The organism is Allobosea minatitlanensis (assembly GCF_964020775.1).
In genome coordinates this window covers 3085566-3108558 of sequence record NZ_OZ224509.1, presented here as the reverse complement: position 1 = coordinate 3108558, position 22993 = coordinate 3085566, and the positions used below count along the sequence as shown (strand labels likewise).

Below are 22993 nucleotides of genomic sequence, written 5' to 3'. Positions count from 1 at the left end.
ATGGCGATCGCGGTTTGGCCCTCTCAGGTGCCGCACTGTCAATTGCGGGAGGGCGCAGGTGTGCCGGTTCTGGCCGCGGCACCGATCTCATCGGAAACTGAAGGAGGCCCCGCGCTGATGCGGCCTCGACCGGGGCCGATCGCCACCGAGATTTCATGGCGCAGCGTGCCGTGGAACGGCGAGCAGTATCAGGCATTTCACCAGTTCCTCATGCGAACGCTCTATCAGGGCACGCAGCATTTCAGAATGCCAGTCTACAAGCCTGGCGAGTGCTATGTGACGCGGATCTGCCAGATCAAGGGCGGTGCAGGCGGTGTCGCGGTCGATGAGAGCCAAGCGCCACTGTTCTCGGTCTCCTTCACCCTGATCGTCTTCAACTGGTGAGCGCATGAAGCCGTCGCGCCCAAGAACCGCGGCCAATGACTGGGGCCTGACGATCCCGTTACCCGACGGGGTCACGGACGGCATGATCCATGACGGCGCGGAGGAATTTTGCGACTGCACCGGATGGAACGATGAGAGCCCGGCCGATGCTGCGGTCAGGATCTGGGCGGCGATGGAGAAGGCTCGGAAGGCCGGGAAGCGGAGCCCGCAGCAAGAAGGAAGGCCGTTAGTACACGGACGCTATCGATAAATCGGCAACGATGCGTTTCGACATCGGCTGCCGAAGAGCCACCGACATATTCCGGCAAGGTCAATGCTTCTGTCCTCTCGCTGATCGGCGACGCTGCGAACGAGAGTTGCTCGAAGCTATGGGCAAATTCATTTCGGATCTTCCGGATGACTTGCATATCCTCATGAGCAGGTTGGCCGACCAGGTCGAGGGCATAGGCCATCGCGATCTTTGAAGAGAATGTGCCCATTGCGGAATTGGGGCCTTCAAATAGCGCTTTTCGATGATCCGGCGAATGGACGCAGAGCCGAGATTGAATGGCGCGTTCCAATAGCTCCTCAACGTAAGCGGCTCCGACGAGCGCTACGCCCCTGTCTGTCTGCGCACGCAGTTCGTCGAACACTCTGCGGATGTCCTCAGGCAGATCGGCATTGAATCCTGTCAGCGCCGGCTGATCTGCCGGCTTCAAACGCTTCTTTCGCATCGTAGCCCCCCGATCGTCGATGATTGCGCGGTCGCGGTCTGGGTGTCGATCCCTTCAACCGGAGAGAGTACGGCTATGACCATCTCGGCCGCGATGGCGGAGGCCTATGCGTCGAACGATGTGAAGGCGGATCTTCTCTGCACCTTGCAATTCGACCATCCGACTTTCGCCAATCCGTTGCGCTTTGTTCGTGGCACGCGCGTGCCGGAGATCTACGAGAAGGTGTTGCTGCCAGTGCCGGGCGATGCGGCGGCAGAGTTCCTCGTCGTGGATTTCGGATGGCAGAGGCCCGGCCAGGAGGAAGGCGGCACGACGAAGGCGCGCATTCGCGTCGACAATGTCAGCCGGGCGCTGCAGGAGGCGCTGCGCGCCGCGATCTCCTCCGACAAGCCATTCGAGGTCACCTATCGCGAGTACCTGACCAGCGATCCGAACCATCCCGAGATCTATGACGGCCTGCGCATGGGCTCGGTCTCGGTCACGGCACTCTCCGCCTCCGGGGATCTCTACTATGAGGAGATCGAGATGAAGGCCTTCCCCGGCCAGACCTATTCGCTCGATCTCTATCCGGCGCTCTACGGGCAGTAATCATGATCGATCATCTTCTGCGCTTCGACGACGAGGCCGCGGCGCTCGCGGCCTTTCCCGATCTCCATGGCGAGGACGGCTGGTCCGGCGAGGTCCTGAGGGTCGGGCTGGTGACGGCCGATGCCGTGTTCGGGGAGGACGACGGGGACGGCGCGCCCATCCTCGTCTCGCCGGCTCAGACGAAGCCCGGCTTCTGGCTACTGGCCGCGACCGCAGGCCTGCCGGGCGAGGTCGCTGCGATCGAGCGCGCGAGCGGCCGGATCGTCGCGGGCGATACTGCGCTTGCCGGCGTGCGGCTCGATCCGGTGTGGGCCGGCGCGGAGCCGCTGCTGTCCCTCGCCGCGCCCGGGACCGAGCCCCAGCCGGCGCTTGCCGCCATCTCCGACCGACAGTTCGCGCAGCAGCTCGCCGTCCTCGGCGCGATCAGCGAAGCCGAGGCGCTGGCCTGGGCCGCGCGCGGCGAGCTGCCGGCGGCGATCGAGGCCGCAGTTGACGCGCTCCCGGAGGAGCAGCGCTTCGGCGCCCGCATGCTGCTCGCCTCCGCCACGACCTATGAGCGGGGCCATCCGCTCGTCGCGGCGCTGGCGGATCTCCTCGGCTATGACGCCGGTGCAGTCGACGATCTCTGGCGCGCGGCGGTGCTGCTATGACGCCCGCGGAGTTCGCCGCCGGCCTGATCGGCCGCGCCTATGAGCCGGCCGGGCTGCATTGCTGGGAGCTGGTGCGCCAGTGCCAGAGCCTCGTCTATGGCCGCGAGCTGCCGCCGGTGCTGGTCGCGCCGGAGCGGATGCGCGAGCTCGTCGGGATGATGGATCTGCGCCATTCCTATCCCGGCTGGCAGCAGGTCGACGTCCCGTCAGACGGCGCCGTCGTGTTCATGACCCGCCACGGCCATGAGGCGGCGAAGGCGGCCTGCCATGCCGGCGTCTACCTCGCCCTCGACGGCGGTGGCGTGCTGCACACCGACGCGCCGCATGGCGTCGTCTTCGAATCCGTCCCTGAACTCACCGCCCGCAACTGGGCCGATCTGAGCTTCTACCTGCCAGCATGAGCCAAGTTCTCTTCCAGCGTGTCGACGGCAAGCCGATGGGCAAGCCGGTCGATCTTCCGCGCGCGCGGCGCCGTCTCTCGGCTCTGGTGCGCCGCCATGCCGATCACTCGCGACCCTATATCGTCTCGGTTCATCGCCGGCAGGGGTTGCGTGGTGCCGATCCGCTGGCCGTGACCGACATGTCGGTTCGGCTGCGCAAGACTTGGTCCGCCACTACGATCGGGCCGCGCGATGTCGTGATCGTCACCTATCTGCCGCGGGGCGGTGGGGGCGGAGCGTCCGGCCAATCGCGGGCGGCCAAGGGCGCGAGCATCGGCCTGCTCGTCGCCACGGTCGCGCTGGCGGCTGTGGGGCAGTTCTGGGCGATCGGCGCGATCAATGGAGCCCTCGGCTTCGCAGCCGGTAGCGCAGTTGGCGGCACGATCTGGGCCGGCGTCTCCGCCGCCGCGCTCGCGGGCGGCGCCTATCTGCTGTCGCGGGCGACGCAGGCGAAGGCGAACAAGACGGATGATCGGCCTGTCTATGGCGTCAGCGGCGGCGGCAACCTGCCGCGCTCGGGCGACCGCATCCCGGTGATCTACGGCCGCTGCTGGACCACGCCGGACCTGTCGCAGCCCGACTACACCGTCTATGTCGGCGACGACAGCCAGGACCTCTACAAGCGCCTGACGATCGGCTGCGGCAAGTATGCCTTCAAGTCGATCCGGGTCGCCGGCGTCACCATGTGGACGGCCGATGGCGGGCTGACGCCGGCCTTCACCGGCTCGCAGATCGAGTTCATCGCGCCCGGCGCCGTCTCGGCACTGGTGCCCGGCCAGGTCGCCACCGTCGCGGCCGTCGGCAGCAACACCCTGCCCAAGGTCGCGGATTTCCCGAACTACGCCGGACCCTTCGAGTTCGGCTCGGGCGCGCCGCTGCAGCAGCGCATCCAGCTCGACTTCTCGCTGCCGCAGGGCTGCTACGCCATTCCCGAGGCCGGGAAGTTCGAAGGCAAGCAGTATCCGACCGGCTGGGGCGTTCTGTTCGAATATGCTCCATGCGACATCGACGGCACGCCGACCGGCCCATTCACCGCGCTCTGGAGCGAGGGCGGCAACGTCCTCTCGACGCGGCCAATGCGGTACACGCGCATAGTCGACATCCCGCTCGGCCGCTACACCTTCCGCGCCCGCAACACCGGCGCGTCGGACAGCGTGGCGCACCCGGCCGGCTTCAGCGCCAAGGTGACCAATGCCGTGGTCTGGGAGGGGCTGCGCGCCCATATCCCGCAGGCGGCGGTGCGGCCGGGCATCACCGAGCTGGCGATGAAGATCCATGCCGGCAAGGAGCTCTCCGTCACCTCCTTCGGCGAGGTCGAGGTCGAGGTCTCGCGCATCCTGCCGGTTTGGAACGGCACGGGCTGGACCGACCAGGAAACCGAGAAATGCGTCTGGGCCTTCGCCGACGTGCTGATGGACCAGCGCCATGGCTGCGGCCTGCCTGCCGGCAAGCTCGATCTCGACCGGCTGCTGCACTATGCAACCACGTTGACGGAGTTCGACGGCTTCTCCGGCGTGATCCGCGGGCCGGTCTCGGCCTATGAGGCGCTGTCGACGATCCTGGGCACGATGCGCGCCTCGCCGTTGCGCCTCGGCAGCGTCTGGACGCTGGTGCGCGACGAGGCGAAGGCGGTGCGCAAGCACGTCATCAGCCGCCGCCAGATCCTGAAGGACACGACCGGGCAGACCTTCAACCTCGACCTGTCGGACGGCTCGGCCGACATCATCGTCGAATGGCTGGCCGACGGCGACCCGCGCCGCACCCGCTCGCAGCGGGTGACCTTCGGCACGCAGACGGCCAATCCGCGCCGCATGCAGGCGACGGGGGCGCGCACCGCCGAGCACGCCATCCACATCGCCACATGGGCGGCGGCTACGGCCTATTACCGGCGCGAGCGGCGCGCCTTCAGCATGGAATATGCCGGGCGGATGCTGCTGCCGAACGACGCCGCGGTCGTCGATGCCTGGTATTTCGACGCGCTGGAAGCGGCCGGCGTGCTCGAGCGCGAGGGGCTGGCGCTGACGTTCGACACCGAGCTTGTCCTTCCGCCGGACAGCTGGGCCATCCTGCGCGGCCGGGACGGGCTGGAATGGGGGCCGGTGGCGGTGACGCAGGACGGCGACCGCATCCTGCTCAACGCCGACGACGTCGCGGCTGCGCAGGCGCAGAGCGGCCTTGATCTCGACGATGTCCTCAGCACGGCGACGCAGGCGGCGACCACCGTGGTGATCGGCGCACTCTCGACCGTGCAGGACGGCTGGCTGGTCCGCTCGATCCAGTTCGACGGCGAGACAAGGGTCAATGTCGAAGCGGTGTTCGATGCGCCGCAGGTCTGGAGCGCGCTGGCGGAGCCGATCGTGGAGCCGCCGCCGCCGCCATCCTCCGGGCTGGAGACCGAGGCCTCCGTCACCCTGTCCTATGTGTCGGCGCTGGCCGTGCAGCGCAATGCCGCGATGTTCATGGACTGGACGGTCGGCAGGGCGCGCTCGGCGGCCGAGTACCAGGTCGTCATCAGCTATGACGACTGGGTCACCTCCGAGCCGGTCTATCGCGGCCCGGCCTCCTCCGGCTCGCATCCGCTGCGCGAGTTCACCGGCACGATCCGCATCCGGGCGCGCGGCATCGCGGCGAGCGGGCTGGTCAGCCCCTGGATCGAGAGCGCCTTCAGCGTCGCTCCGGCGGTGATCGACCTCGGCAATTCCGGCGAGGGCACGCTGCCGATCAAAGCCTTTCTCGCCGGCATGCAGCCAGTCGGCATCGTCGACGCGCTGCCGGACCTGTTCGGCTACGAGGGGCCGAATGTCGTGGTGCTGGTCGAGCCCGGCGAGAAGCCGCGCATGTACCAGATCGCCGAGGGCGCCACCGAATGGGCGCCGCTGGCCGCCGAGGACTATGTCGCCAACACCATCACCGCCGCGGCGATCCAGGCCGGCGCGGTCAAGGCGACCGCGATCGACGTCGCCTATCTCTCGGCGATCTCGGCTCAGCTCGGCTCCATCCTCGGCGGCTCGCTCAACATAAACAATCGCTTCCTCGTCGCTGCCGACGGCACCTTGACGCTGACGGATGGAGGCCCCGATCCGGGGCTGACGCTGAACAACCGGCTGCTGCAGGTCTTCTACGAAGGTGGCGGCCTCGCCTTGCGCCTGGGCAGGTGGTGATGCCGGCAGGCCTCGAAATCTACGACCGCTTCGGCAACCTGCGGGTTTCCTACAGCGACCGGCTGTTCCGCTTCCTCGGCGACCCGCTGATCGTGGGGCCGGGCGGCAGCGGCGTCGTCACCAATGACGGCTTCCTGACCGGGGCGCCGGATTTCATCGCCAACGTCTTCAGCCCGGACGGCACCAGCTACTGGCCGGGCGAAGGCCTGCTGCCGCCGGACGTCACCTTCTCCGACAACCAGATGTTCTATTCCGTGCCGTCCTATCTGCCGACGCAGATCATCCAGTACGGCGTCTCCTGATGCCGGCGGGGCTCACGCTCTACAACAGCTGGGGCACGGTGCAGATCGACCAGAACTGGCGGAACTACGGCTTCCGCCAGAAGATTCCGGTCACGATCACCTCCTACTACACCTCGCCGCCGAACCCTGCGGGCTTTCCGGGGACAACCTATCAGCTGGTGGTGGCGGGCACGCCGGCGCTGCTGGTCGCCTGCAAGGCGTCGACGCTGCAGCCGATCAGGATGCATTCCTACTACGCGGACGGCATCTGGACGTTCAACTGGTGCTTCGTCATTCCGTTTACCGATGCCGTCACCGAGACGGTCGAGTTCTTCGTCTTCGACACGATGAACGGCAGCTATTCGAATGTCGGGCTCGAGGTCTTCAACCAGGCCGGAGAGCGCGTCTTTCATTCGGACGCTCCGGTGATGAAGGTGGCGCCCGGGCAGCCCTGCGATGTCGATTTCACCGGCACGCCGGGCAAGAACTATGTGCCGCTGATCACGCGCAACCCGATTTTCGGATACCTCGCCGGCTTCCCGGCCGGCTACCGCATCGGCGCCCACACCCTGCGGGTCTCCGGCTCGAACATCGTCACCAGCACCGTCGGCTTCGCGAGCTGGGGCGCCAGCGGCGAATACGCCAATGGCGGCGCCTTCATCCCGGTCGACGTGACCGGGCTTTCCTGACCAACCCACGGATGATGCCATGAGCAACACGATCGCGGTCTTCCAGATCTCGACGGAAGAGGATCTGCGCTTCCAGCTCGATTTCACCGGGCTCGATCTGGCCGGGCGCACGCTGCGGGTCAATGTACGCGAGCGCGCTTCCAATGCGCTCAAGGTGTCGCTGGTCGCGCCGGCGAATCTGACGCTGGTCGGCGCTGGCAATCTGACCGCCTTCTATCCCAAGGGCTCGATGAACGCCTGGGCAACGGGAGAGTACGAAGCCGATGTGGTCGATGAGACCGGCGGAAGCTTCACCCGGATCATGGCTGTGCGCTTCGTCTACGACGAACCCGGCAAGCTGGTCTACGGCGTCAAGGGCAACCAGGCGACGGTAAAATGGGGCGGCAACCAGGCTGTCGTCACGGCGATCGGTGGTGTCGGGCCGCCAGGTCCGGCCAATGTGCTGACCATCGGTGATGTCGAGACCTTGGAGACCGGCGAGCCGGCGACGGCCGCGATCACCGGAACCGCCCCGAACCAGACGCTCAATCTCGGCCTGCCGAAGGGTAACACCGGCGAGAAGGGCTGGGCGCCGGTCTTCGCCCTTGCCGCGGACGGCGAGCGCTTCGTCTTTATGCTGACCGATTGGGTCGGCGGAGAGGGCGACCCACCGCCGACGACCTCCGGCGGTGATCCGCTCTATATCGGGGCAGGTGGCCTCACGCCGGTCATCGGAGATGCCTTCGACACACGCGGAGGCCCCGGCCCGCAAGGTGATCCGGGCGGTAAGGGCTGGTCGCCGGTCTTCGCGATCGCGGTAGACGGGGCGCGCCGTGTTCTCCAGGTTTATGACTGGGTCGGCGGAGAAGGCACGAAGCCAGCGACCGGAGGCTATGTCGCCGACGATGGGCTTACGCCGACGATCGGCGATGCGGCCGACATCCGTGGCCCGGCCGGCACGGCGACCATCGTTGACGGCGACAAGGGCGACATCACGACTTCGGACGACGGCGATACCTGGACGATCAATGCCGGCGCGGTCGACAACGCCAAGCTCGCCAGCATGGCGACGGCGCGGATCAAGGGCCGCGTGACTGCTGGAACGGGCGACCCTGAAGACCTGACGGCGGCGCAGGTGAAGACCGCGCTCGCCTTTACCGCTGCTGGCGATGCCATGGTCACCGCGGCTACCGCAGCGGCGCAGACTGCACTTCTGTCAGCGTTCGTAGGCGACAGCGGCTCCGGCGGCACGAAGGGCCTTGTTCCGGCTCCGGCCGCAGGCGATGCCGCTGCCGGAAAATTCCTGGCTGCGGACGGGACATACAAGACCATTACGCTGCCCGCGCCATCGGTCATCGACAGGGTTGTGGCGACGAACACGACCTATTCGCTCTTCAGCTCGGTCATCCCGCTCGACGACACGATTCCACAGAGCAACGAAGGCTCGCAGATCCTCGCGGCAACGATTACGCCAAAGAGCGCGACGAACAAGCTGAGGATCACGGCTGAATTGCCGTGCGCTTCCCAGACGGCAGTCGGCGCCGTCTGCGCGGCGATTTTCGACGGCACGGCGAACGCTCTGAAAGCGGTCTGGCGATACGGTGCGCTCAACTACGGCGGCGTCATCGTCCTCACGCATGAATACGTCAACGGCAGCGTCGGTCCGGTCACGATCGCTGTTCGCATGGGAGCCGGCAGTTCCAGCAACGGCGTATCGATCAACGGCACAGCGAGCGGTCGTCTCTTCGGCGGAACGATGTCCTGTCGGCTTGAGGTCGAGGAGATCAAGGCATGAGCTACACCATCCTGTCGGCTACCTATTGCAATGAGGATGGCTCAGCGGTCATCGCGCATACCGAGGAGGTCGGATCGGTCATCATCAGCCGGGACGACATGCCGGACCTCTGGGCACTGTTGGATGGCATCGACATCGCGTCTTTCGCTCCACCGCAGGTCGACCCGGAGGACATCTCCGACCGGCAATTCGCGCAGCAGCTCGCCATCATGGGAACGATCACCGAGGCGGAAGCGGTCGCGTGGGCTGCCCGCGGCGAACTGCCGCCGGCGATGGAGGCCGCTGTTGCGGCGCTGCCGGAAGGCGAGCGTTTCGCCGCGACGATGCTCCTCTCATCCGCCAGGACATACGAGTTTTCCCACCCCCTCGGCCCGCAGATCGGAGCGCTCCTCGGCTTCAGCGAAGAGCAGCGGCGCGCGCTCTGGCTGGCTGCCGCCGCCCTGTAGCAATAGCCCTCGCACCCTGACCGTCCCCGCCCGCCTCTGGCGGGTTTTTCTTTGCCGGGAGCAGCACATGAACCGCACCACGTTCTTCGCCTATGCGCGCCGCGCGCCCTTCGGCGGAAGGCTGTCCCGATCTCAGGTCGATGGGATGAACAAGATCCTTGATGAATGGGCTTGGCACCGCCTGACCGACGATCGGTGGCTGGCTTACATCCTGGCCACGGCCTTCCACGAAACAGCGGGGAAGATGCAGCCGATCCGCGAGATGGGCGGTGAAGCCTACCTCAAGAAAAAGCCCTACTATCCGTGGGTCGGTGAAGGGCTTGTGCAGGTCACGTGGGAAGCCAATCACCGGAAGTTCGGCGCGACCAAGCCGGGCCAGCTTTTGACCTGGCCGATCGCTCTCCGGGCCATATTCGACGGCATGACGAAGGGCATGTTCACCGGCAAGAAGCTGTCCGACTATTTCAGCGCGACCGTCGATGACCCGATCGGGGCGCGGCGCATCGTCAACGGAACGGACAAGGCCAAGCTGATCGCCGGCTATCACAAGAACTTCCTCGACGCGATCCGCGCCGCGCAGGAAGCCCAGCCGGCCGATGTGAAGGACGAAGACGCCAAGCCGGACGATGTGCCTGCTAGCCAGTCCGGTAGCGTGGGGACGATAGCCGTCTCCACCGGCGCCGCCGCTGCCAGCTCCCTCGTTGCGGGGGTGCAGAACCCTTGGGCGCTGGCGGCCCTCGGCCTGATCATCGTTGCCGGTGGCGTCTTCGCCTGGCTGATCCTGTCCGGCCGCCTGACGATCAACCGGAGCAAGGCGGTATGACGATCCTGACGGCCCTCTGGACCCGCTTCGCCGGGTACATCGCTGCGCTCGGGGCTCTCCTGGCTCTGATCGTCGGGGCGTTTCTCAAAGGACGCTCTGAAGGAAAGGCCATCATGGCGGAGGAGCAGGAGCGTCACCGGCGCGAAGCCCTCGCAGCGAAAAGGAAGATCGACAGTGAGATTGATGATTTGGCTCCTGCTGATTTGGACAGCCGCTTTCGCGAGTGGATCAAGAAGGATTAAGCCACATGTCGCCAGGAATGGCCTGCAATGATATCGTGAATCGAGCTAGGTGATATCGCGAACCGACGCGCCAATGCACGTTGAGACACGCCTTTGGCGTGTAGGTTTCGCACGAGAATTACCTTGTCGGGGTCCATTTTGGCGGTGTTGACTTTGATGCCTATCGTCATGGTTCCGTGGGCTCGACTGTCAGACTGATTTTCACGCATCGTCCCCCATTTTAGGTGATGCCTGTTAACGCATCCCAAGTGGCCATTCCCGCAGATGTGGAGCGCTTTTTCTACCCCCGGATTCGGCGTGCCGTGGTGGCGCTCGCAAACTATCCGATGCGCGTAAGATGTCCTCCCCCTCCATCGAATTTGGCCATACCCCATGTTGTTACGGGAAAACGGCCAGATGATGCACTGGTCGTCACGGTTAGGCCTCGCAAACATCGCGTCTATGAACGCTGCTGGCTTACCTCTGTTCAAAATGGATCTCTTCTTACTGCTCATCAGCAAACCTCCATTGCATCCTTATATGCGAGGGGTATCATGAGAAAATGTACCATATCTGCTTTTTGCATCATACTATTGCTTTCAGGATGCTCACATGAACTAGGCGAATTCTGCGACGTGGCCTCTCCCTTTCGACCTTCGGAAGCCTCGGTCCTCGCCATGACGGACCGGGAGAAGGCAACTATCCTCAAGCACAATGAATTCGGCAGGGATCAATGCGGGTGGCGCCCATGAGCATGAAGGTCAACGACGACGGGAAGTTCTTCGGCCGGGTCGTCGCTGCTTTCGCAGGTGCTGCTCCGGTTCTCGCGGTCGGTGCCATCATCTGGTGGCGTGATGCGGGCCTTGCTGACAGCCGAGCAGCCGAAGCCATCGGCCGCATCGAAAAGCGGCTGGACCGCGTCGAGAACGATGGCCAGGAGATGCGTCGGTCGGCTGCCGAGGACCGTCAGAAGACCGCAGAGCTTGCCGGCGATGTCCGCAACGTCCTGCGCTCAACGGCCCGCATTGAAGCGCTTCTCGATCGCTGGACAGCGGCGCCGTCCCCATCGCGGCCCTGAGCCGCTGATCGCCCGGCCGGCGTAACCGGCTTCGAATGGCTCCTGAGCCCTTCGGTTCGCCTCCCTGTTAAACTAGCCGGCGGCTCCATTCGTGGGGTCGTCGGCGCCTTTTTGCGTTTCGGGCTATAGGTTTTGGCCGGAATCGCGCGGATGCCACGAATAATCATCGCCAAGCCCCTGTCACCCACCCATACACCCCGACAATCACCAGAGCCTTGAAGGTGATGGCGATGGTGAAGCCTTTGGGGCGAATCAAGGTGCTATCACTTACCGTAGCCGGCCGCTCCGATGAGCACCGTGAGAAGCATGCCCCCCATGGAGAGGGCGGCGCCCAAGTAGGCTAGCGCCGACCCAAAGCGATTGTTGAAGCGGAATGATATGGCAATCAGGCCAATCCCCGCCGGCACTGCGGACAAAGCAACCACGATAAGCGTAAGAAGCCCCATCTACTCCCCCTGCGCCCGTATGGCTGCGGCATCCGACAGGACGACTTTCGGCTCTGTGTCTGCCGGAAAGACGATGCCCTTCGATCGTGCATAATCCATCGCCCAGACAAGGCGAGCAATCCGCCGATCTCGCGCTGCGATGGTGCGCTCAGCCCGCTCCTTCTCCGCCAGGATCGGGGCGAAGAGGTCTAGGATGGCTCGGGCCTGACCAAGATAGAGCTTCCAACAGAGGTTCGTGCCGGGAGCATCTGAAATTCCGTTCGGGTCATAGTCAAAGTCAGGGTTATTGCCCTGAGCGATGCACAACGCCCGTGCGATCTCCTCCGCCCCCGGCATCTCGGCAGGGGCTGTGTCAGCGCTCATCGCGGGGCTCCAAGGCGGCGAGGTCTTCGCGGAGATAGTCGAGACGTGCTTGCATTTCCTCGAGGAAGCGCTTGACGGCACCTGGGGTCATCAGCTCGTTGACTTTCTCTGGTAGCGTCAGACAAGACCCGGCCCATTGAGCGCACTGGCTTGCCATATAGGCGATGCGTTCCGCGAACTGTGCATGCGTCAGCTTCTCAGCCATGGCCTTCGTTCTCCTTGGCGGGGCGGGTGGGGAAAGCCCAGCGAAACGGGTCAGGGCGCGGCGTGAACGGCCCATATTCCGCCTTCATGTCGGCTTCCCATTTCGCCTGTTTCCATTCGGCGTCTCGTTTAGCTTCCTGCCAGTGCGGGTAGCAGAGGCGCGGGCCGTTCTTGTGGTGGAAGAACCCGGAAACCCCGCAGACGTGGCAGGTGTATCCGACATACTTTCCGCCCGGCCAATGATGCTGAGCCTCGGCATTCCACTTCGGCCCACCGGTCACAGATGAGACCTCACCCATGGGTGTCTTCCTCCTTCGGCATGGCGGGGTGGGAGGGGGATTTTGAGTGCGCATCCGCGAGACCTGCGGGGCTGTTCTCCCGAACCCTGCGCTCGGCAAGCGCTGCCCGCTTGTTAGCCTCAAACACGTCCAGTTTGAGCTTGTCGGCCCATTCACGAACAGCTTGAGGGCTGAAGAACTCAGAACCTCCGGGCGTCACACGCTGAAAGGCCGCACGCCACCGGCAAAGCTCATCGACCGCCGCGCGCTCTGATGCCCTCAGACGGTCAATCTCCTCGATCAAGGGTTCGATTGCTGACGCTCCTACGCCGATCAGAGAGCCGTTGGCCAACCCCGCGCGGATGAAACGCTCGTCCTCGCTAAGCTCTTGGGGACAGCTCGCGGATGCCACATCAGATCCCTTCACGACTTCCTCCCCTCAGTCGCGGGCGCTAGGGCGGCGGTGGGCAGCGGAAACATCGGGCGCCAATACAATGGCGAGGCTGAGCCGGTGACATCTCCGATCAAATCCTCGCAATAGGACCAGTATCCAGGCTCCCCGATTTCCTCGATCTCGTCGGCTGAATATGCCTGCCAGCGCATCGCTTGCGGGTAAGCATCGTCAGGGCCGATGCCGAAGAACGCCATCCCATCCTTCGGCGCCGTACTAATGTCCTGCCAGCTCTCCACCGTGGCGGGCGCGGGATGCGCGTAGAGGGCCTGCTGCGTCCATCCATGTTTCCTGTCCGCTATAGTGAGCGGTTGAGAGACGAGAGCCTGTCCGTGCTGCGGGTGATCGATGCGGTAAGCCACCGGCTCCACCGCAGGGCCGGCAGAGGACGAGAGGGCGGCGAGCTTGCGGGCTTGGTCACAGACCGCATGCCAGTCGGCTGGGCGTAACTTGACGGCCTCTTTCGCGGGAAGAGTGCCCGCGCCGTCCTCCGCTCGCTGGATGGCCTTCATCAGCGTCTTGAGCGCGTGTCTTTCCGCCACATCCCCGCCCGCAGGCGAGGAGGCGGGCTTGGCGAGGGCGGCGGCGATAGCGCGCGCGTCTTGTTCGCGCCAAGCCCGGCAGACCTCGCGCCCCTCGCTTAGGGACACGACGCCGAAATCACAGCAGTCGGTGGGGATGCCCTTGCAGAGGCGCGCCTCGTACGGGCCTTTCGTCTCCGCCTCCCGCACATCCCCGCCCGCAGGCGAGGAGGCGGGCTTGGCGAGGATGGAGCCAGTGGCGCGGCGCATTCGCTCGCGTTCGCGGTCTTTTTCATCTCCGGTCCAGCAGTCGCGATCATTCCACACGCCGTCCCAGTAGGATGCGCAGGCCGCGTCAAGCCGTTCCGCCGTCAGGGAGAGGCGAGACAGGCCCGTCGTCATGTTGTCGATCTGGCTGAGAATGCCTTCCGCGTCTTCGAGAGGCTGCCAGCCGGCCCCATCATCCGCGTAGTGCTTCTCGTGCAGGGCAACTGCGAGAGCGCGAAGCTGCCGCAGAAGGCGCTCGCCACCCTCCGACCCGCTCGTCGGGGCCGGGGTGGCGTCGCTGGAGAGGGAGGCGCGGTCGGCCTCCCAAGCACGCTTTAGCGCGCTCGTATTGCAGCCCATGAACTGCGGACCTTCCATCTTCACGTCGACGCGGACGGCTTCGCGGTAGAGGTCCAGCACCCCGCTCGGTGACGCAGGCGAGGCGGCAGGGGATGGGGAGGCGGTGAGCATGGCCGCATACGCCATGATCTCGGGGGCGCGCTCACGACGCCACTGAGCGTCGATGGTCATCCCGCCAACACCGCCACGCCGTGCTTTGCGGAAGGCTTCATACATGGCTTCGATCTGCGTCTCGTCAGGCTCGACGGGGACCAGTTTCCAGCCGGCCACAGGCCACTGCGCGGAGGTTGATGGGGTGGTCATGGGCGGGGCTCCTGTAAAGCGCCGTGAACGCGGCCGATTTCCATAAATTTCTCGATCTTCGCGAGCTTGGCGGCTGTGTGCTCCGGGCTGGGCCATACCGCCCCGATGACGCCCGCCGAATAGAGAATGTGAGCCACCGAGATCAGGTCATGCAGCTCCTCGACGATGCGCTGAGCGTTCGTCAGTTCCTGACCCTTCTGGATTTCCTTGAGGCCAAAGCGGAGGGCCTTGCTGACGCGCTGCCCAACCTCGCAGCACTCTTCCGACAAGCATTCGAGCAAGTGTTCGGTGCGGTTCATACGCCCGCCTCCCTCTGTTCCGTCCCTGGATCGGAGGGGGGATTATTTGTGGCATCCGCGAGCGCGCTGCGGATTGCTTGGAGCACGTCACGCGGCATCGTGTTCTCAGCCGACTTGCACGCCTCAAGGTTTTCGACAGACGCTCCGCAAAGCGGACACGGGTTCGGCTCTTCGTGGCGGCAAGGACACCGGCTTTCGGCCCAGTGCTTTACCTTCCGCAACGCCGCGTCCTTGGCGGCTCCCCTCTCTTCCGAGGCTTTGATGGCGGCTAGGGCTTCGTCGCGCTGGCGGGTGGCGGACTTGAGCGCTGCGTCTTTCGCCAGCCACTGAGCTTCGATGTATTCGATATGCTCACGCCCTCGCTCGATGACATTGGCTGCGCGTCGCATGCACTTGCCAAGCGGTTCGCCCGCTCGCGCGTCGCAATCTGCAAGAGACCGCAGGCTCTCAACGAGCCCTGCAATGTCGACCCCGCTCATGCTGCGGCCCTCCGGTCATGGAGCGCAGACAGAATGGCCTGGCCGATCAGCTCCGGGATTTGCGGGACTACGGCGTTTCCGAGGGCGCTTCGTCGATAAGCGTCCATCCCTCGGGGTAGCCCATGCGCCGCTCGAGAGTGCGAGGCGCCAAATCCGTCACCGCCCGACAGCCAGGCCACTTCTGCATCGAAGGGCAGGTCTGGTTTGCTGTCTCGGTAGGCGTAGCCGCAAATCCAGATGCGCGGGCGCCTGTGGTCGTGTCCGACGGCACAAGCCGGAATTTCAAGCGCCCCGACACCGTAACCGATGGCTTCCAAGTCAGAAACCACGGGCTCGAGGTCCATGCTCTCGATGTGAGTAACGTTCTCACCAATGATCCAAGAGGGTGAGCTTTCGGCAATAACGCGGAGCATTTCAGGCCAGAGAGCGCGGTCATCTCCCGCGCCCTTGCGTCGCCCGCGCGAGGCGCTGCTGTAGGGCTGGCAAGGGAATCCGCCGCAAACAACGTCGATTGGCCCATATTGCAGTCCATGTAGCGTCCTCACATCGTCATGGCACGGCACCTCCGGCCAGTGCTTGGCCAGCACGCGCCGGCAGAAGGGGTCGATCTCGCAGAAGGCAGCAGTCTCAAAGCCACCCGTGCGCTCAAGGCCCAGCGAAAACCCGCCGATGCCTGAGAAAAGGTCGAGCACGCGCAAGACCCCGCTCATGGCGCGATCTCCCCTGGAAGGGGGTTTTTCGGGGTGGCATCCGCGTGGTTCGTGAGACCTTCGGCTTTGGCGATGGCGGCAGCGAGCAGAAGGTGGTCGCCCCGCTCTTCTTCGATGCTCTCGCTTACATACCCGCGATCAAGAACTCGCTTTGCAGCTTCCAACAGATCAGGCGCGGCGGCGATCAGGCGAGCGTCAGCTAGGCCGTCGCCAGTCCTCGGGTCGAACCCGACGCAGGCAATATTCTGGTCCTGCTTCTTGGCCTCGTCGTAGCGATTGACGCTATGCCATTCGCCGCCGTTCATCCTGAAGCGGACACCGCTGACGAACCACGGCCCCTTCGTGCTTGCCCGCTCACCCACGGCTGGACTCCTGCGAAGGAGAGGCGAGACGCTTGCGGGTTTCTTGAGCCGTTTCCTCGTCGACGATGACGAAGTGATGCTTGGCGGCGGCTTCGCGCCAGTGGCTCTCGACCTTGATGCCCGGCTGGAAATACCGGTCGTAGGCATACTTGCCGGGGATGGCGGCGATGTCCTGATGGTTGCTCAGGATCGCGTCCCACTTCATCAGCAGGAGCGGCCCCTTGCCGGCCATGATCGCTTCGTCGATCAGCCTCGCCTCGGGCTGCAAGGCGTAGGTCGTCGGCTTGCGATACTCGAATACCGCGTCGCCATCCCAGTCGCGCAGGACGGTGCCGTTCCAGTTGCCGTCATCAACGATAAACCGGTGCTCGACGCCTTCGACCATGACGATGCCATGGGCGGTGACATTGATCGCGTCGTGCCGGTCGCGATCTAGGATCGTGACGCTCGGGTGATCGCACCAGCCCCCAGCGGCTTCCGCGATCATCTGCATGACATCTTCCTGCAAGTGGGCAGGGACCGTGGCCTCGAAGGCCTGCTGCGCGCGCTCACCCACGGGAAGCACTCCGGGGGAGAGGGGAACGGAGAGAGGAACGCTGCGGGAACAAGTTCCCCCAGTATGCCCCCAGCAGACCGCGCGCGTTCACGCACCGTTCTGCACGGCGGTGCGCAACTGGTCCGGGAAAACCTGAGAAAAAATGGTGGGCGATACAGGGATCGAACCTGTGACCCCTCCCGTGTGAAGGGAGTGCTCTACCGCTGAGCTAATCGCCCGGACGCGCTTCTCCTAGTCGGCGCATCGGGTGCCGTCAAGGACAAGTCTGCGCTCAGGAGACGATGGCGGCAGGATCGAGCGCGCGGGCGACCGCGGCCGGCAGCTCGTCGAAATGCTGGATCACGAAATCCGGCTCCAGCGTCTCGATCGGCACGTCCGTATAGCCGAAGGGCACGCAGATCGAGGGGATGCCGGCGGCCCGCGCGGTCGCGATGTCGGTGCGCGAATCGCCGATCATCACGGCCCGGCGCGGATCGCCCTTCGCCATCTCGATCGTCAGGGTGAGGTGACGCGGATCGGGCTTGAAATAGGGGAAGCTGTCGCGGCCGGCCACGGCGGCGAAGCGCCCGGCGATGTCGAAATGGTCGAGAATCAGCCGGGTGTGCAGGATCGGCTTGTTGGTGCAGACAGCGAGCGCGAAGCCCTCGGCCAAGAGCGCGTCCATCGCGCCCAGAACCCCGTCGAAGAGATGGCTGCTGGAGGCGACGTCCCGCGCATAGACCGCCAGGAATTCCTGGAACAGGCGCTCCAGCGTCTCCGGGTCGAGCGGCCGGCCCGAAACCTTGAAGCCGCGCTCGATCAGCGCCTTCGCCCCGGCGCCGACCAGCTCGCGCGCCCGTCCGAGCGGCAATGCGGCGAGGCCTTCCTGCTCCAGGATGACGTTCAGCGTGCGCATGATGTCGGGCGCCGTCTCGGCCAGGGTGCCGTCGAGATCGAAGACGACGATGGGGGTGAGGCTCATGGTCGCGTTTCCCTTGGGCCGCCGGTCCGGCCGCATCGCCAAGGCTTAAACGGGCTCGGCCCCGCTTTGGCAAGCGCCCGCGGCGCAACCCGGTCAGGCGCCGCCTCAATCCGGCCGGCATGGTGCTATCCTGTGCCGCGATTCGCCGCCGGTCGGCGCGCAGGGAAGCCCGTGATGTCGAAGCTCGTGATGTCGAAGATGGTCGAGATGCTGCCGCGCGGCCTGCGCTGGTCGGTCCTGCCGCTGGCCCTGGCCGGGCCGGCCCTCGCCGGCAATTTCGCCTTCGCCCCGGCCCCGCAGAACGATCTCAACCGCGTCTACCGCGTCGACCGGGCGACGGGGGAGGTTGGCGCCTGCCAGTTCCAGCTCAAGGAAGGCGGCGTCGGCGTCACCATCTGCTTCCCGGCGGGCGAGGGCGCCGGCCCGCAGGCGCCGGGCGAATACGGGCTGATGCCCTCCCGCCACGAGAAGGAGGGCGGCATCTTCCGCGTCAATCTGCGCACCGGCGAGATGAGCATCTGCTACGTCTTCGACGACAAGACCGTCTGCACGCCTCAGGGGAAATAGCGGCGCGGCGGGCGCGAAGGCGTGGGGCGGGGCTGGACTCTCGCGCGCCGGCGCGGCAGGAGGGCGCCGCCATCCGCTGCGGATCGGCCCGATGTCCCGCGAACGCCACGGATGGAACGATGAGCGCCGATGAACTGAAGAGGCAGGCTGCGGCCCGCGCGCTCGAGCTGGTCCGTCCCGGCATGCGGCTGGGCCTCGGGACGGGCTCGACCGCGAAGCACTTCGTCGACCTGCTCGGCCGGCGCGTCGCCGAGGGACTCGACGTCCTCTGCGTCGCGACCTCCGAGGCGACGCAGGCGCAGGCGGTTTCCCTGAACATCCCGATGTCGACCCTCGACGAGACGCCCGCGCTCGACCTGACGGTCGACGGCGCCGACGAGATCGACCCGCAACTGCGCCTGATCAAGGGCGGCGGGGCCGCGCTGCTGCGCGAGAAGATCGTCGCCGCGGCCTCCGCCCGCATGGTCGTGATCGCCGATGACGGCAAGCTCGTGCCGACGCTCGGCCGTTTTCCGCTGCCGATCGAGGTCGTTCCCTTCGGGCTGGAGGCGACGCGCCGGGCGGTCGCGACCGCGATCGCGGCCTCGGGCGCCGCAGGGGATATCGCGCTGCGCCGGCGCCCCGATGGCGGCCCCCTGGTCACCGATGGCGGGCATTTCATCCTCGATGCCCGGCTCGGCGCCATAGAGCGGCCCGAATTGCTGGCTCAGGCTCTCAACATGGTTCCGGGCGTGGTCGAGCACGGCCTGTTCATCGGCCTCGCCAGCGGAGCCATCCTCGCCGGCGCCGGGGGGCTCAGGCTGCTCGGCCGGATCGAGTGATTCCATTCCGGCGCGATCCACGCTAAGGAACGCGCGAACGCGGCCCGCGGGGCCAGGGGCGCTGCCGGGCCTGCCGGCGCGCCCTCAACGACGAAGGGGTTTTGAATCGATGGTCCGCCACTCTCTCGCCAGCGCGTTTCTGGGCCTGGTGCTGCTCTGCGCCGCCCCCGCCTTCGCGCAGGCCCCGAGCCTGACCCCGAGCCATCTCCAGGCGGCCCGCGAGGTCATGGACCTGACCGGCGTCACCCAGAACATCACGAACATCTACAAGGAGTTCGAGGACAGCGCGCAGCAGCTCGTCGCGACGCGGCCCGAGATGAAGAAGGACGCCGACGCGGTCGCGGCCGAGCTGAAGCCCGAGGCCGAGAAGCGCATCGACGAGATGGCGAAGACCTCGGCGGCGGTCTTCGCCAGCAAGATGACGGAAGACGACCTCAAGGCGGTCGTCGCATTCTTCAAGTCGCCGGTCGGCCAGCGCTATACCAGCCTGCGCGGCGAGGCGATGAAGGACATCTTCCCGCTGCTGCAGGCCTGGAGCGTCCAGACCAGCAACTATCTGTTCGATCGCTTCTCGCAGGAGATGCGCAAGCGCGGCCACACGCTCTGACGCGCCGCGCCTTGCCGGGCGCCGGCCGGATATCCGACGAAGGCCGGCGCTTTCCGCCGGCCTTTTTCATATGCCGCGGCGACGACCGCCGCCTCTGACGCCGGAGATATCGACATGGCCCGCGAGACCGTTCTCGTCACTGGCGGCTCCGGCTTCGTCGCCGGCCATTGCATCCTGGCCCTGCTCGATGCGGGCTACGCTGTCCGCGCCAGCCTGCGCTCCGGCGCCCGCGAGGCCGGGCTGCGGGCCGCGCTCGCCGGGGCGGGGGCCGCGCTCGACGGGCGCTTCGAGACCGTGACCGCCGATCTGATGGCGGATGACGGCTGGGACGCCGCGGTGGCCGGCTGCACCCATATATTGCATGTCGCCTCGCCGCTGCTCGCCGCGGCGCCGCGCGACGAGGCGGAACTGCTCGGCCCGGCGCGCGACGGCACCTTGCGCGTGCTGCGCGCCGCGCATCGGGCCGGCGTCCGGCGGGTGGTGCTGACCTCCTCCTTCGCGGCGATCGGCTATGGCCGCGCGCTTCGCCGCCCCTATGACGAGCGCGACTGGACCGATCCGGCGGCGCCGGGGCTCGCTGCCTATCCCCGGTCGAAGACGCTGGCCGAGCAGGCGGCCTGGCGCTTCGTCGACGGCGAGGGGCAGGGCATGGAACTGGCCGTGGTCAATCCGGTCGGCATCTTCGGCCCCTTGCTCGGCCCCGACCTCTCGCCCTCGATCGTGCTGGTGAAGAGCCTGCTGGAGGGCCGCCCTCCGGCCCTGCCGCAGCTCATGTTCGGCGTCGTCGACGTTCGCGACGTGGCCGATCTGCATCTGCGCGCCATGCGCGATCCGGCGGCGGCGGGCGAGCGCTTCCTGGCGGTCGCCGGGAATTTCATGACGATGCAGGAGATCGCGCTGGCGCTGAAGGCGGGTCTGGGCGAGAGGGCGCGCCGGGTTCCGACGCGGGTTTTGCCGAACTGGCTGGTGCGGGCCGCGGCCCGCTTCAGCGCGGTGGCGCGGCTGGCGGCGACGCCGGAGCTCGGGCGCCGCAAGAACGCGACGAGCGCCAAGGCGATGACCATGCTCGGCTGGGAGCCCCGGCCGGCGGCCGAGGCGCTGGTCGCGACCGGCAAGAGCCTGTTCCGGCTCGGCCTCGTCAGTCCTCCGAAGCCTTGAAGCGGTTGAGACCCTTCATCACGAAGGGAGCGACCAGCGCGATGAAGGCGATGCCGAGCAGCGTCGCCGAGATCGGGTTCTCCAGCAGGATCATCGGATCGCCGAGGCTGATCTGCAAAGCGCGCCGGAGCTGCGCCTCCGCCATCGGCCCGAGGATGAGCCCAACCACCATTGGCGCGACCGGATAATCGTAGCGGCGCATCAGGTAGCCGATGAAGCCGAAGGCGAAGAGCATCGTCAGCTCGACCGGCGAGCCGTTGACCGCGAGCGTGCCCATCGTCGCGAAGACGAGGATGCCGGCATAGAGCCAGGGCTGCGGGATCGCCAGCAGCCGCACCCAGAGCCCGACCAGCGGCAGGTTGAGGATCACCAGCATGACGTTGGCGATGAACAGCGAGGCGATCAGGCCCCAGACCAGGTCGGGCTTCTCGGCGAAGAGCAGCGGGCCGGGGTTGAGCCCGTATTGCTGGAAGCCGGCGAGCATGATCGCCGCCGTCGCCGAGGTCGGCAGGCCGAGCGTCAGCAGCGGCACCAGCGTGCCGGCGGCGGAGGCGTTGTTGGCGGCTTCCGGCCCGGCGACGCCCTCGATCGCGCCCTTGCCGAACTCGCCGGGATATTTGCAGAGCTTCTTCTCGGTCGAATAGCTCAGGAAGGTCGGCACCTCGGCGCCGCCGGCCGGCAAAGCGCCGATCGGGAAGCCGAAGGCGGTGCCGCGCAGCCACGGCGCCCAGGAGCGCTTCCAGTCCTCCTTCGTCATCCACAGCGAGCCCTTGATCGGGATGATCTCCTCGGGGTCGCGGAAGCGCTTGGAGGCGACGTAGAAAGCCTCGCCCACCGCGAACAGGCCGACGGCGAGCGTCGTCACCTCGACGCCGTTGAGCAGCTCCGGCACACCGAAGGTGAGGCGCGCCTGGCCGGTCAGCTTGTCGATGCCGATCAGGCCGAGCGCGATGCCGAGGAACAGGCTGGTGAGGCCGCGCAGCGGGGAATCGCCGAAGGTCGCCGAGACGGTGACGAAGGCGACGATCATCAGCGCGAAATAATCCCAGGGGCCGAACTTCACCGCGACCTCGACCAGCCAGGGCGCCAGGAAGGCGAGGCCGATCGTGGCGATGAGGCCGGCGACGAAGGAGCCGATGGCGGAGGTCGCCAGCGCCGGCCCGCCGCGGCCGGCCTTGGCCATCTTCGAGCCTTCGAGCGCGGTCGCGAGCGAGGCGCTCTCGCCCGGCGCGTTGAGCAGGATCGCGGTGGTCGAGCCGCCATACATGCCGCCATAGTAGATGCCGGCGAACATGATCAGCGAGCCGCCGGGGTCGAGCTTGAAGGTCACCGGCAGCAGCAGCGCGACCGTCAGCGCCGGGCCGATGCCCGGCAGCACGCCGACGGCGGTGCCGAGGAAGACGCCGATCAGGCAGAACAGCAGCTTGGCGGGCTCGAAGGCGACGGTGAAGCCGTGGAGCAGGGAGAGCAGGGTGTCCATGGGGCGCTCCGCCGGGTCAGAGGAACAGCCGCTCGAGCGGCCCGGACGGCAGGATCAGCGTCAGCAGCTTGGCGAAGGCGAGGAAGATCGCGAGGCCGAGGACGAAGCCGATCGCGAGATCGACCGCGAAGGCCCGCCGGCCCATGCCGCGCGCGGTGCAGGCGAAGAGCAGCGCGATGGCGATGACGAAGCCGCCGCCCAGCGCGATGCAGCCGATCAGGCAGACCAGGCCGGCGGCGATCCAGAGCAGGGCCTTGCCGTCGGCGGCCTCCGGCTTGGGAAGCCCGCCGCGGAAGGCCACGACGAAATGGCTGAAGCCGAGGATGACGAGCCCGCAGGCGACGACATAGGGCATCGCCGTCGGGCCGAGGCCGTAGGTCGCGACGATGGTCTGCTGCGCGGCGTCGTAGCCGACGAGGAAGGCGACGACCAGCAGCAGCACGCCCACGATCAGGGCCGGCTTGTCGGCGCCCTGCGCCCGAATGTCGTTCGTCATGGCGGGTCCGGACGATGGCGGCGCCTGGCGGCGCGTCTGGAAAGGGAGAGGGGAGG

Annotated in this window: 30 protein-coding genes and 1 tRNA gene; 16 read left to right on the top strand and 15 right to left on the bottom strand. The window is 66.3% G+C overall.

The genetic code is table 11. The annotated features are described in order from the left end of the window. Complete coding sequence (locus ACWH43_RS15305) at positions 1 to 384, top strand: hypothetical protein (protein WP_260347938.1); 384 nt, start codon at positions 1 to 3, stop codon at positions 382 to 384. A gap of 155 nt (positions 385 to 539) precedes the next feature. Here ACWH43_RS15305 and ACWH43_RS15300 read toward each other — a convergent pair whose 3' ends face one another. Continuing rightward, a complete protein-coding gene (locus ACWH43_RS15300) occupies positions 540 to 1097 on the bottom strand; it encodes a hypothetical protein (protein WP_260347937.1) in 558 nt (185 codons plus the stop codon). Between the two features lie 75 nt (positions 1098 to 1172). Here ACWH43_RS15300 and ACWH43_RS15295 point away from each other — a divergent pair, with 75 nt between their 5' ends. The 11 genes from ACWH43_RS15295 (at position 1173) to ACWH43_RS15245 (ending at position 11248) form a co-directional block, all read left to right on the top strand. Continuing rightward, a complete protein-coding gene (locus ACWH43_RS15295) occupies positions 1173 to 1685 on the top strand; it encodes a DUF1833 domain-containing protein (protein ID WP_260347936.1) in 513 nt (170 codons plus the stop codon). Between the two features lie 2 nt (positions 1686 to 1687). Further along, positions 1688 to 2335 carry a hypothetical protein gene (locus ACWH43_RS15290; protein WP_260347935.1) on the top strand — a complete coding sequence of 216 codons (648 nt, stop codon included), beginning with the start codon at positions 1688 to 1690 and terminating at the stop codon, positions 2333 to 2335. Then, positions 2332 to 2736 (top strand): glycoside hydrolase, encoded by a 405-nt coding sequence (locus ACWH43_RS15285; protein ID WP_260347934.1) that lies wholly within the window; start codon positions 2332 to 2334, stop codon positions 2734 to 2736. The genes ACWH43_RS15290 and ACWH43_RS15285 overlap by 4 nt, the downstream gene beginning before the upstream one ends. After that, on the top strand, positions 2733 to 5936 hold the full coding sequence (locus tag ACWH43_RS15280) for a host specificity factor TipJ family phage tail protein (RefSeq protein ID WP_260347933.1): 3204 nt from the start codon (positions 2733 to 2735) through the stop codon (positions 5934 to 5936). Before ACWH43_RS15285 ends, ACWH43_RS15280 begins: the two co-directional genes overlap by 4 nt. Next, entirely contained in the window at positions 5936 to 6238 is a 303-nt protein-coding gene (locus ACWH43_RS15275; protein ID WP_260347932.1) for a hypothetical protein, read from the top strand. The genes ACWH43_RS15280 and ACWH43_RS15275 overlap by 1 nt, the downstream gene beginning before the upstream one ends. Further along, positions 6238 to 6906, top strand: a complete 669-nt coding sequence (locus tag ACWH43_RS15270) for a hypothetical protein (protein ID WP_260347931.1) — start codon at positions 6238 to 6240, stop codon at positions 6904 to 6906. The genes ACWH43_RS15275 and ACWH43_RS15270 overlap by 1 nt, the downstream gene beginning before the upstream one ends. 19 nt (positions 6907 to 6925) lie before the next feature. Then, entirely contained in the window at positions 6926 to 8680 is a 1755-nt protein-coding gene (locus ACWH43_RS15265) for a hypothetical protein (protein ID WP_260347930.1), read from the top strand. Next, on the top strand, positions 8677 to 9126 hold the full coding sequence (locus ACWH43_RS15260; RefSeq protein ID WP_260347929.1) for a hypothetical protein: 450 nt from the start codon (positions 8677 to 8679) through the stop codon (positions 9124 to 9126). The genes ACWH43_RS15265 and ACWH43_RS15260 overlap by 4 nt, the downstream gene beginning before the upstream one ends. A 67-nt stretch (positions 9127 to 9193) precedes the next feature. Next, the gene (locus ACWH43_RS15255; RefSeq protein WP_260347928.1) at positions 9194 to 9949 is read left to right on the top strand and encodes a hypothetical protein; all 756 of its coding nucleotides are present in this window, start codon (positions 9194 to 9196) and stop codon (positions 9947 to 9949) included. Then, positions 9946 to 10191 carry a hypothetical protein gene (locus tag ACWH43_RS15250; RefSeq protein ID WP_260347927.1) on the top strand — a complete coding sequence of 82 codons (246 nt, stop codon included), beginning with the start codon at positions 9946 to 9948 and terminating at the stop codon, positions 10189 to 10191. Before ACWH43_RS15255 ends, ACWH43_RS15250 begins: the two co-directional genes overlap by 4 nt. Positions 10192 to 10918: 727 nt before the next feature. Beyond that, positions 10919 to 11248 carry a hypothetical protein gene (locus ACWH43_RS15245; RefSeq protein ID WP_260347926.1) on the top strand — a complete coding sequence of 110 codons (330 nt, stop codon included), beginning with the start codon at positions 10919 to 10921 and terminating at the stop codon, positions 11246 to 11248. A 446-nt stretch (positions 11249 to 11694) separates the two neighbouring features. Here the strand turns inward: ACWH43_RS15245 and ACWH43_RS15240 are convergent, their stop codons facing one another. The 12 genes from ACWH43_RS15240 to gph form a co-directional block, all read right to left on the bottom strand. Further along, the gene (locus tag ACWH43_RS15240; RefSeq protein ID WP_260347925.1) at positions 11695 to 12057 is read right to left on the bottom strand and encodes a hypothetical protein; all 363 of its coding nucleotides are present in this window, start codon (positions 12055 to 12057) and stop codon (positions 11695 to 11697) included. Continuing rightward, positions 12047 to 12262: a hypothetical protein gene (locus tag ACWH43_RS15235; RefSeq protein WP_260347924.1), complete on the bottom strand. Its 216-nt coding sequence runs from the start codon at positions 12260 to 12262 to the stop codon at positions 12047 to 12049. The genes ACWH43_RS15240 and ACWH43_RS15235 overlap by 11 nt, the downstream gene beginning before the upstream one ends. Continuing rightward, complete coding sequence (locus ACWH43_RS15230) at positions 12255 to 12560, bottom strand: hypothetical protein (protein ID WP_260347923.1); 306 nt, start codon at positions 12558 to 12560, stop codon at positions 12255 to 12257. Before ACWH43_RS15230 ends, ACWH43_RS15235 begins: the two co-directional genes overlap by 8 nt. Then, positions 12553 to 12966, bottom strand: coding sequence for a hypothetical protein (locus tag ACWH43_RS15225; protein ID WP_260347922.1), 414 nt, complete (start codon positions 12964 to 12966; stop codon positions 12553 to 12555). Before ACWH43_RS15225 ends, ACWH43_RS15230 begins: the two co-directional genes overlap by 8 nt. Further along, a complete protein-coding gene (locus ACWH43_RS15220; RefSeq protein ID WP_260347921.1) occupies positions 12963 to 14441 on the bottom strand; it encodes a hypothetical protein in 1479 nt (492 codons plus the stop codon). Before ACWH43_RS15220 ends, ACWH43_RS15225 begins: the two co-directional genes overlap by 4 nt. Next, positions 14438 to 14740 (bottom strand): hypothetical protein, encoded by a 303-nt coding sequence (locus ACWH43_RS15215; protein WP_260347920.1) that lies wholly within the window; start codon positions 14738 to 14740, stop codon positions 14438 to 14440. Before ACWH43_RS15215 ends, ACWH43_RS15220 begins: the two co-directional genes overlap by 4 nt. Continuing rightward, complete coding sequence (locus tag ACWH43_RS15210) at positions 14737 to 15219, bottom strand: hypothetical protein (protein ID WP_448153533.1); 483 nt, start codon at positions 15217 to 15219, stop codon at positions 14737 to 14739. Before ACWH43_RS15210 ends, ACWH43_RS15215 begins: the two co-directional genes overlap by 4 nt. Next, positions 15216 to 15929 (bottom strand): DNA cytosine methyltransferase, encoded by a 714-nt coding sequence (locus ACWH43_RS15205; RefSeq protein WP_260347918.1) that lies wholly within the window; start codon positions 15927 to 15929, stop codon positions 15216 to 15218. Before ACWH43_RS15205 ends, ACWH43_RS15210 begins: the two co-directional genes overlap by 4 nt. Further along, entirely contained in the window at positions 15926 to 16291 is a 366-nt protein-coding gene (locus ACWH43_RS15200) for a hypothetical protein (RefSeq protein ID WP_260347917.1), read from the bottom strand. The genes ACWH43_RS15205 and ACWH43_RS15200 overlap by 4 nt, the downstream gene beginning before the upstream one ends. Next, complete coding sequence (locus tag ACWH43_RS15195; RefSeq protein ID WP_260347916.1) at positions 16284 to 16847, bottom strand: hypothetical protein; 564 nt, start codon at positions 16845 to 16847, stop codon at positions 16284 to 16286. The genes ACWH43_RS15200 and ACWH43_RS15195 overlap by 8 nt, the downstream gene beginning before the upstream one ends. A gap of 143 nt (positions 16848 to 16990) precedes the next feature. Continuing rightward, a tRNA-Val gene (locus ACWH43_RS15190) sits at positions 16991 to 17065 on the bottom strand. Between the two features lie 53 nt (positions 17066 to 17118). Then, the gene (gene gph / locus ACWH43_RS15185) at positions 17119 to 17808 is read right to left on the bottom strand and encodes a phosphoglycolate phosphatase (protein ID WP_158444586.1); all 690 of its coding nucleotides are present in this window, start codon (positions 17806 to 17808) and stop codon (positions 17119 to 17121) included. A 174-nt stretch (positions 17809 to 17982) separates the two neighbouring features. Here gph and ACWH43_RS15180 point away from each other — a divergent pair, with 174 nt between their 5' ends. The 4 genes from ACWH43_RS15180 (at position 17983) to ACWH43_RS15165 (ending at position 20961) form a co-directional block, all read left to right on the top strand. Next, positions 17983 to 18375: a hypothetical protein gene (locus tag ACWH43_RS15180; protein ID WP_375796993.1), complete on the top strand. Its 393-nt coding sequence runs from the start codon at positions 17983 to 17985 to the stop codon at positions 18373 to 18375. Positions 18376 to 18494: 119 nt separating this feature from the next. Continuing rightward, positions 18495 to 19196, top strand: a complete 702-nt coding sequence (gene rpiA, locus ACWH43_RS15175; protein ID WP_158444585.1) for a ribose-5-phosphate isomerase RpiA — start codon at positions 18495 to 18497, stop codon at positions 19194 to 19196. A 109-nt stretch (positions 19197 to 19305) separates the two neighbouring features. Next, a complete protein-coding gene (locus tag ACWH43_RS15170) occupies positions 19306 to 19803 on the top strand; it encodes a DUF2059 domain-containing protein (RefSeq protein ID WP_158444584.1) in 498 nt (165 codons plus the stop codon). 114 nt (positions 19804 to 19917) lie between these two features. Next, a complete protein-coding gene (locus tag ACWH43_RS15165) occupies positions 19918 to 20961 on the top strand; it encodes an SDR family oxidoreductase (protein ID WP_158444583.1) in 1044 nt (347 codons plus the stop codon). Here ACWH43_RS15165 and ACWH43_RS15160 read toward each other — a convergent pair. Both ACWH43_RS15160 and ACWH43_RS15155 read right to left on the bottom strand, forming a co-directional pair. Continuing rightward, a complete protein-coding gene (locus ACWH43_RS15160; RefSeq protein WP_158444582.1) occupies positions 20942 to 22441 on the bottom strand; it encodes a tripartite tricarboxylate transporter permease in 1500 nt (499 codons plus the stop codon). The two genes, ACWH43_RS15165 and ACWH43_RS15160, sit on opposite strands and share 20 nt — an antisense overlap. A gap of 16 nt (positions 22442 to 22457) precedes the next feature. Continuing rightward, positions 22458 to 22937, bottom strand: coding sequence for a tripartite tricarboxylate transporter TctB family protein (locus ACWH43_RS15155; RefSeq protein WP_158444581.1), 480 nt, complete (start codon positions 22935 to 22937; stop codon positions 22458 to 22460). Positions 22938 to 22993: the final 56 nt, after the last annotated feature.

Coding starts and splice junctions, on each gene's coding strand:
- ACWH43_RS15220 (WP_260347921.1), bottom strand. CDS start 14,441: ATGACCACCCCATCAACCTCCGCGCAGTGGCCTGTGGCCGGCTGGAAA.
- ACWH43_RS15170 (WP_158444584.1), top strand. CDS start 19,306: ATGGTCCGCCACTCTCTCGCCAGCGCGTTTCTGGGCCTGGTGCTGCTC.
- ACWH43_RS15240 (WP_260347925.1), bottom strand. CDS start 12,057: ATGAGCGCTGACACAGCCCCTGCCGAGATGCCGGGGGCGGAGGAGATC.
- ACWH43_RS15255 (WP_260347928.1), top strand. CDS start 9,194: ATGAACCGCACCACGTTCTTCGCCTATGCGCGCCGCGCGCCCTTCGGC.
- ACWH43_RS15155 (WP_158444581.1), bottom strand. CDS start 22,937: ATGACGAACGACATTCGGGCGCAGGGCGCCGACAAGCCGGCCCTGATC.
- ACWH43_RS15265 (WP_260347930.1), top strand. CDS start 6,926: ATGAGCAACACGATCGCGGTCTTCCAGATCTCGACGGAAGAGGATCTG.
- ACWH43_RS15270 (WP_260347931.1), top strand. CDS start 6,238: ATGCCGGCGGGGCTCACGCTCTACAACAGCTGGGGCACGGTGCAGATC.
- ACWH43_RS15215 (WP_260347920.1), bottom strand. CDS start 14,740: ATGAACCGCACCGAACACTTGCTCGAATGCTTGTCGGAAGAGTGCTGC.
- ACWH43_RS15245 (WP_260347926.1), top strand. CDS start 10,919: ATGAGCATGAAGGTCAACGACGACGGGAAGTTCTTCGGCCGGGTCGTC.
- ACWH43_RS15305 (WP_260347938.1), top strand. CDS start 1: ATGGCGATCGCGGTTTGGCCCTCTCAGGTGCCGCACTGTCAATTGCGG.
- ACWH43_RS15160 (WP_158444582.1), bottom strand. CDS start 22,441: ATGGACACCCTGCTCTCCCTGCTCCACGGCTTCACCGTCGCCTTCGAG.
- ACWH43_RS15230 (WP_260347923.1), bottom strand. CDS start 12,560: ATGGGTGAGGTCTCATCTGTGACCGGTGGGCCGAAGTGGAATGCCGAG.
- ACWH43_RS15285 (WP_260347934.1), top strand. CDS start 2,332: ATGACGCCCGCGGAGTTCGCCGCCGGCCTGATCGGCCGCGCCTATGAG.
- gph (WP_158444586.1), bottom strand. CDS start 17,808: ATGAGCCTCACCCCCATCGTCGTCTTCGATCTCGACGGCACCCTGGCC.
- ACWH43_RS15180 (WP_375796993.1), top strand. CDS start 17,983: ATGTCGAAGCTCGTGATGTCGAAGATGGTCGAGATGCTGCCGCGCGGC.
- ACWH43_RS15290 (WP_260347935.1), top strand. CDS start 1,688: ATGATCGATCATCTTCTGCGCTTCGACGACGAGGCCGCGGCGCTCGCG.
- ACWH43_RS15205 (WP_260347918.1), bottom strand. CDS start 15,929: ATGAGCGGGGTCTTGCGCGTGCTCGACCTTTTCTCAGGCATCGGCGGG.
- ACWH43_RS15210 (WP_448153533.1), bottom strand. CDS start 15,219: ATGAGCGGGGTCGACATTGCAGGGCTCGTTGAGAGCCTGCGGTCTCTT.
- ACWH43_RS15235 (WP_260347924.1), bottom strand. CDS start 12,262: ATGGCTGAGAAGCTGACGCATGCACAGTTCGCGGAACGCATCGCCTAT.
- rpiA (WP_158444585.1), top strand. CDS start 18,495: ATGAGCGCCGATGAACTGAAGAGGCAGGCTGCGGCCCGCGCGCTCGAG.
- ACWH43_RS15260 (WP_260347929.1), top strand. CDS start 8,677: ATGAGCTACACCATCCTGTCGGCTACCTATTGCAATGAGGATGGCTCA.
- ACWH43_RS15165 (WP_158444583.1), top strand. CDS start 19,918: ATGGCCCGCGAGACCGTTCTCGTCACTGGCGGCTCCGGCTTCGTCGCC.
- ACWH43_RS15300 (WP_260347937.1), bottom strand. CDS start 1,097: ATGCGAAAGAAGCGTTTGAAGCCGGCAGATCAGCCGGCGCTGACAGGA.
- ACWH43_RS15280 (WP_260347933.1), top strand. CDS start 2,733: ATGAGCCAAGTTCTCTTCCAGCGTGTCGACGGCAAGCCGATGGGCAAG.
- ACWH43_RS15250 (WP_260347927.1), top strand. CDS start 9,946: ATGACGATCCTGACGGCCCTCTGGACCCGCTTCGCCGGGTACATCGCT.
- ACWH43_RS15275 (WP_260347932.1), top strand. CDS start 5,936: ATGCCGGCAGGCCTCGAAATCTACGACCGCTTCGGCAACCTGCGGGTT.
- ACWH43_RS15295 (WP_260347936.1), top strand. CDS start 1,173: ATGACCATCTCGGCCGCGATGGCGGAGGCCTATGCGTCGAACGATGTG.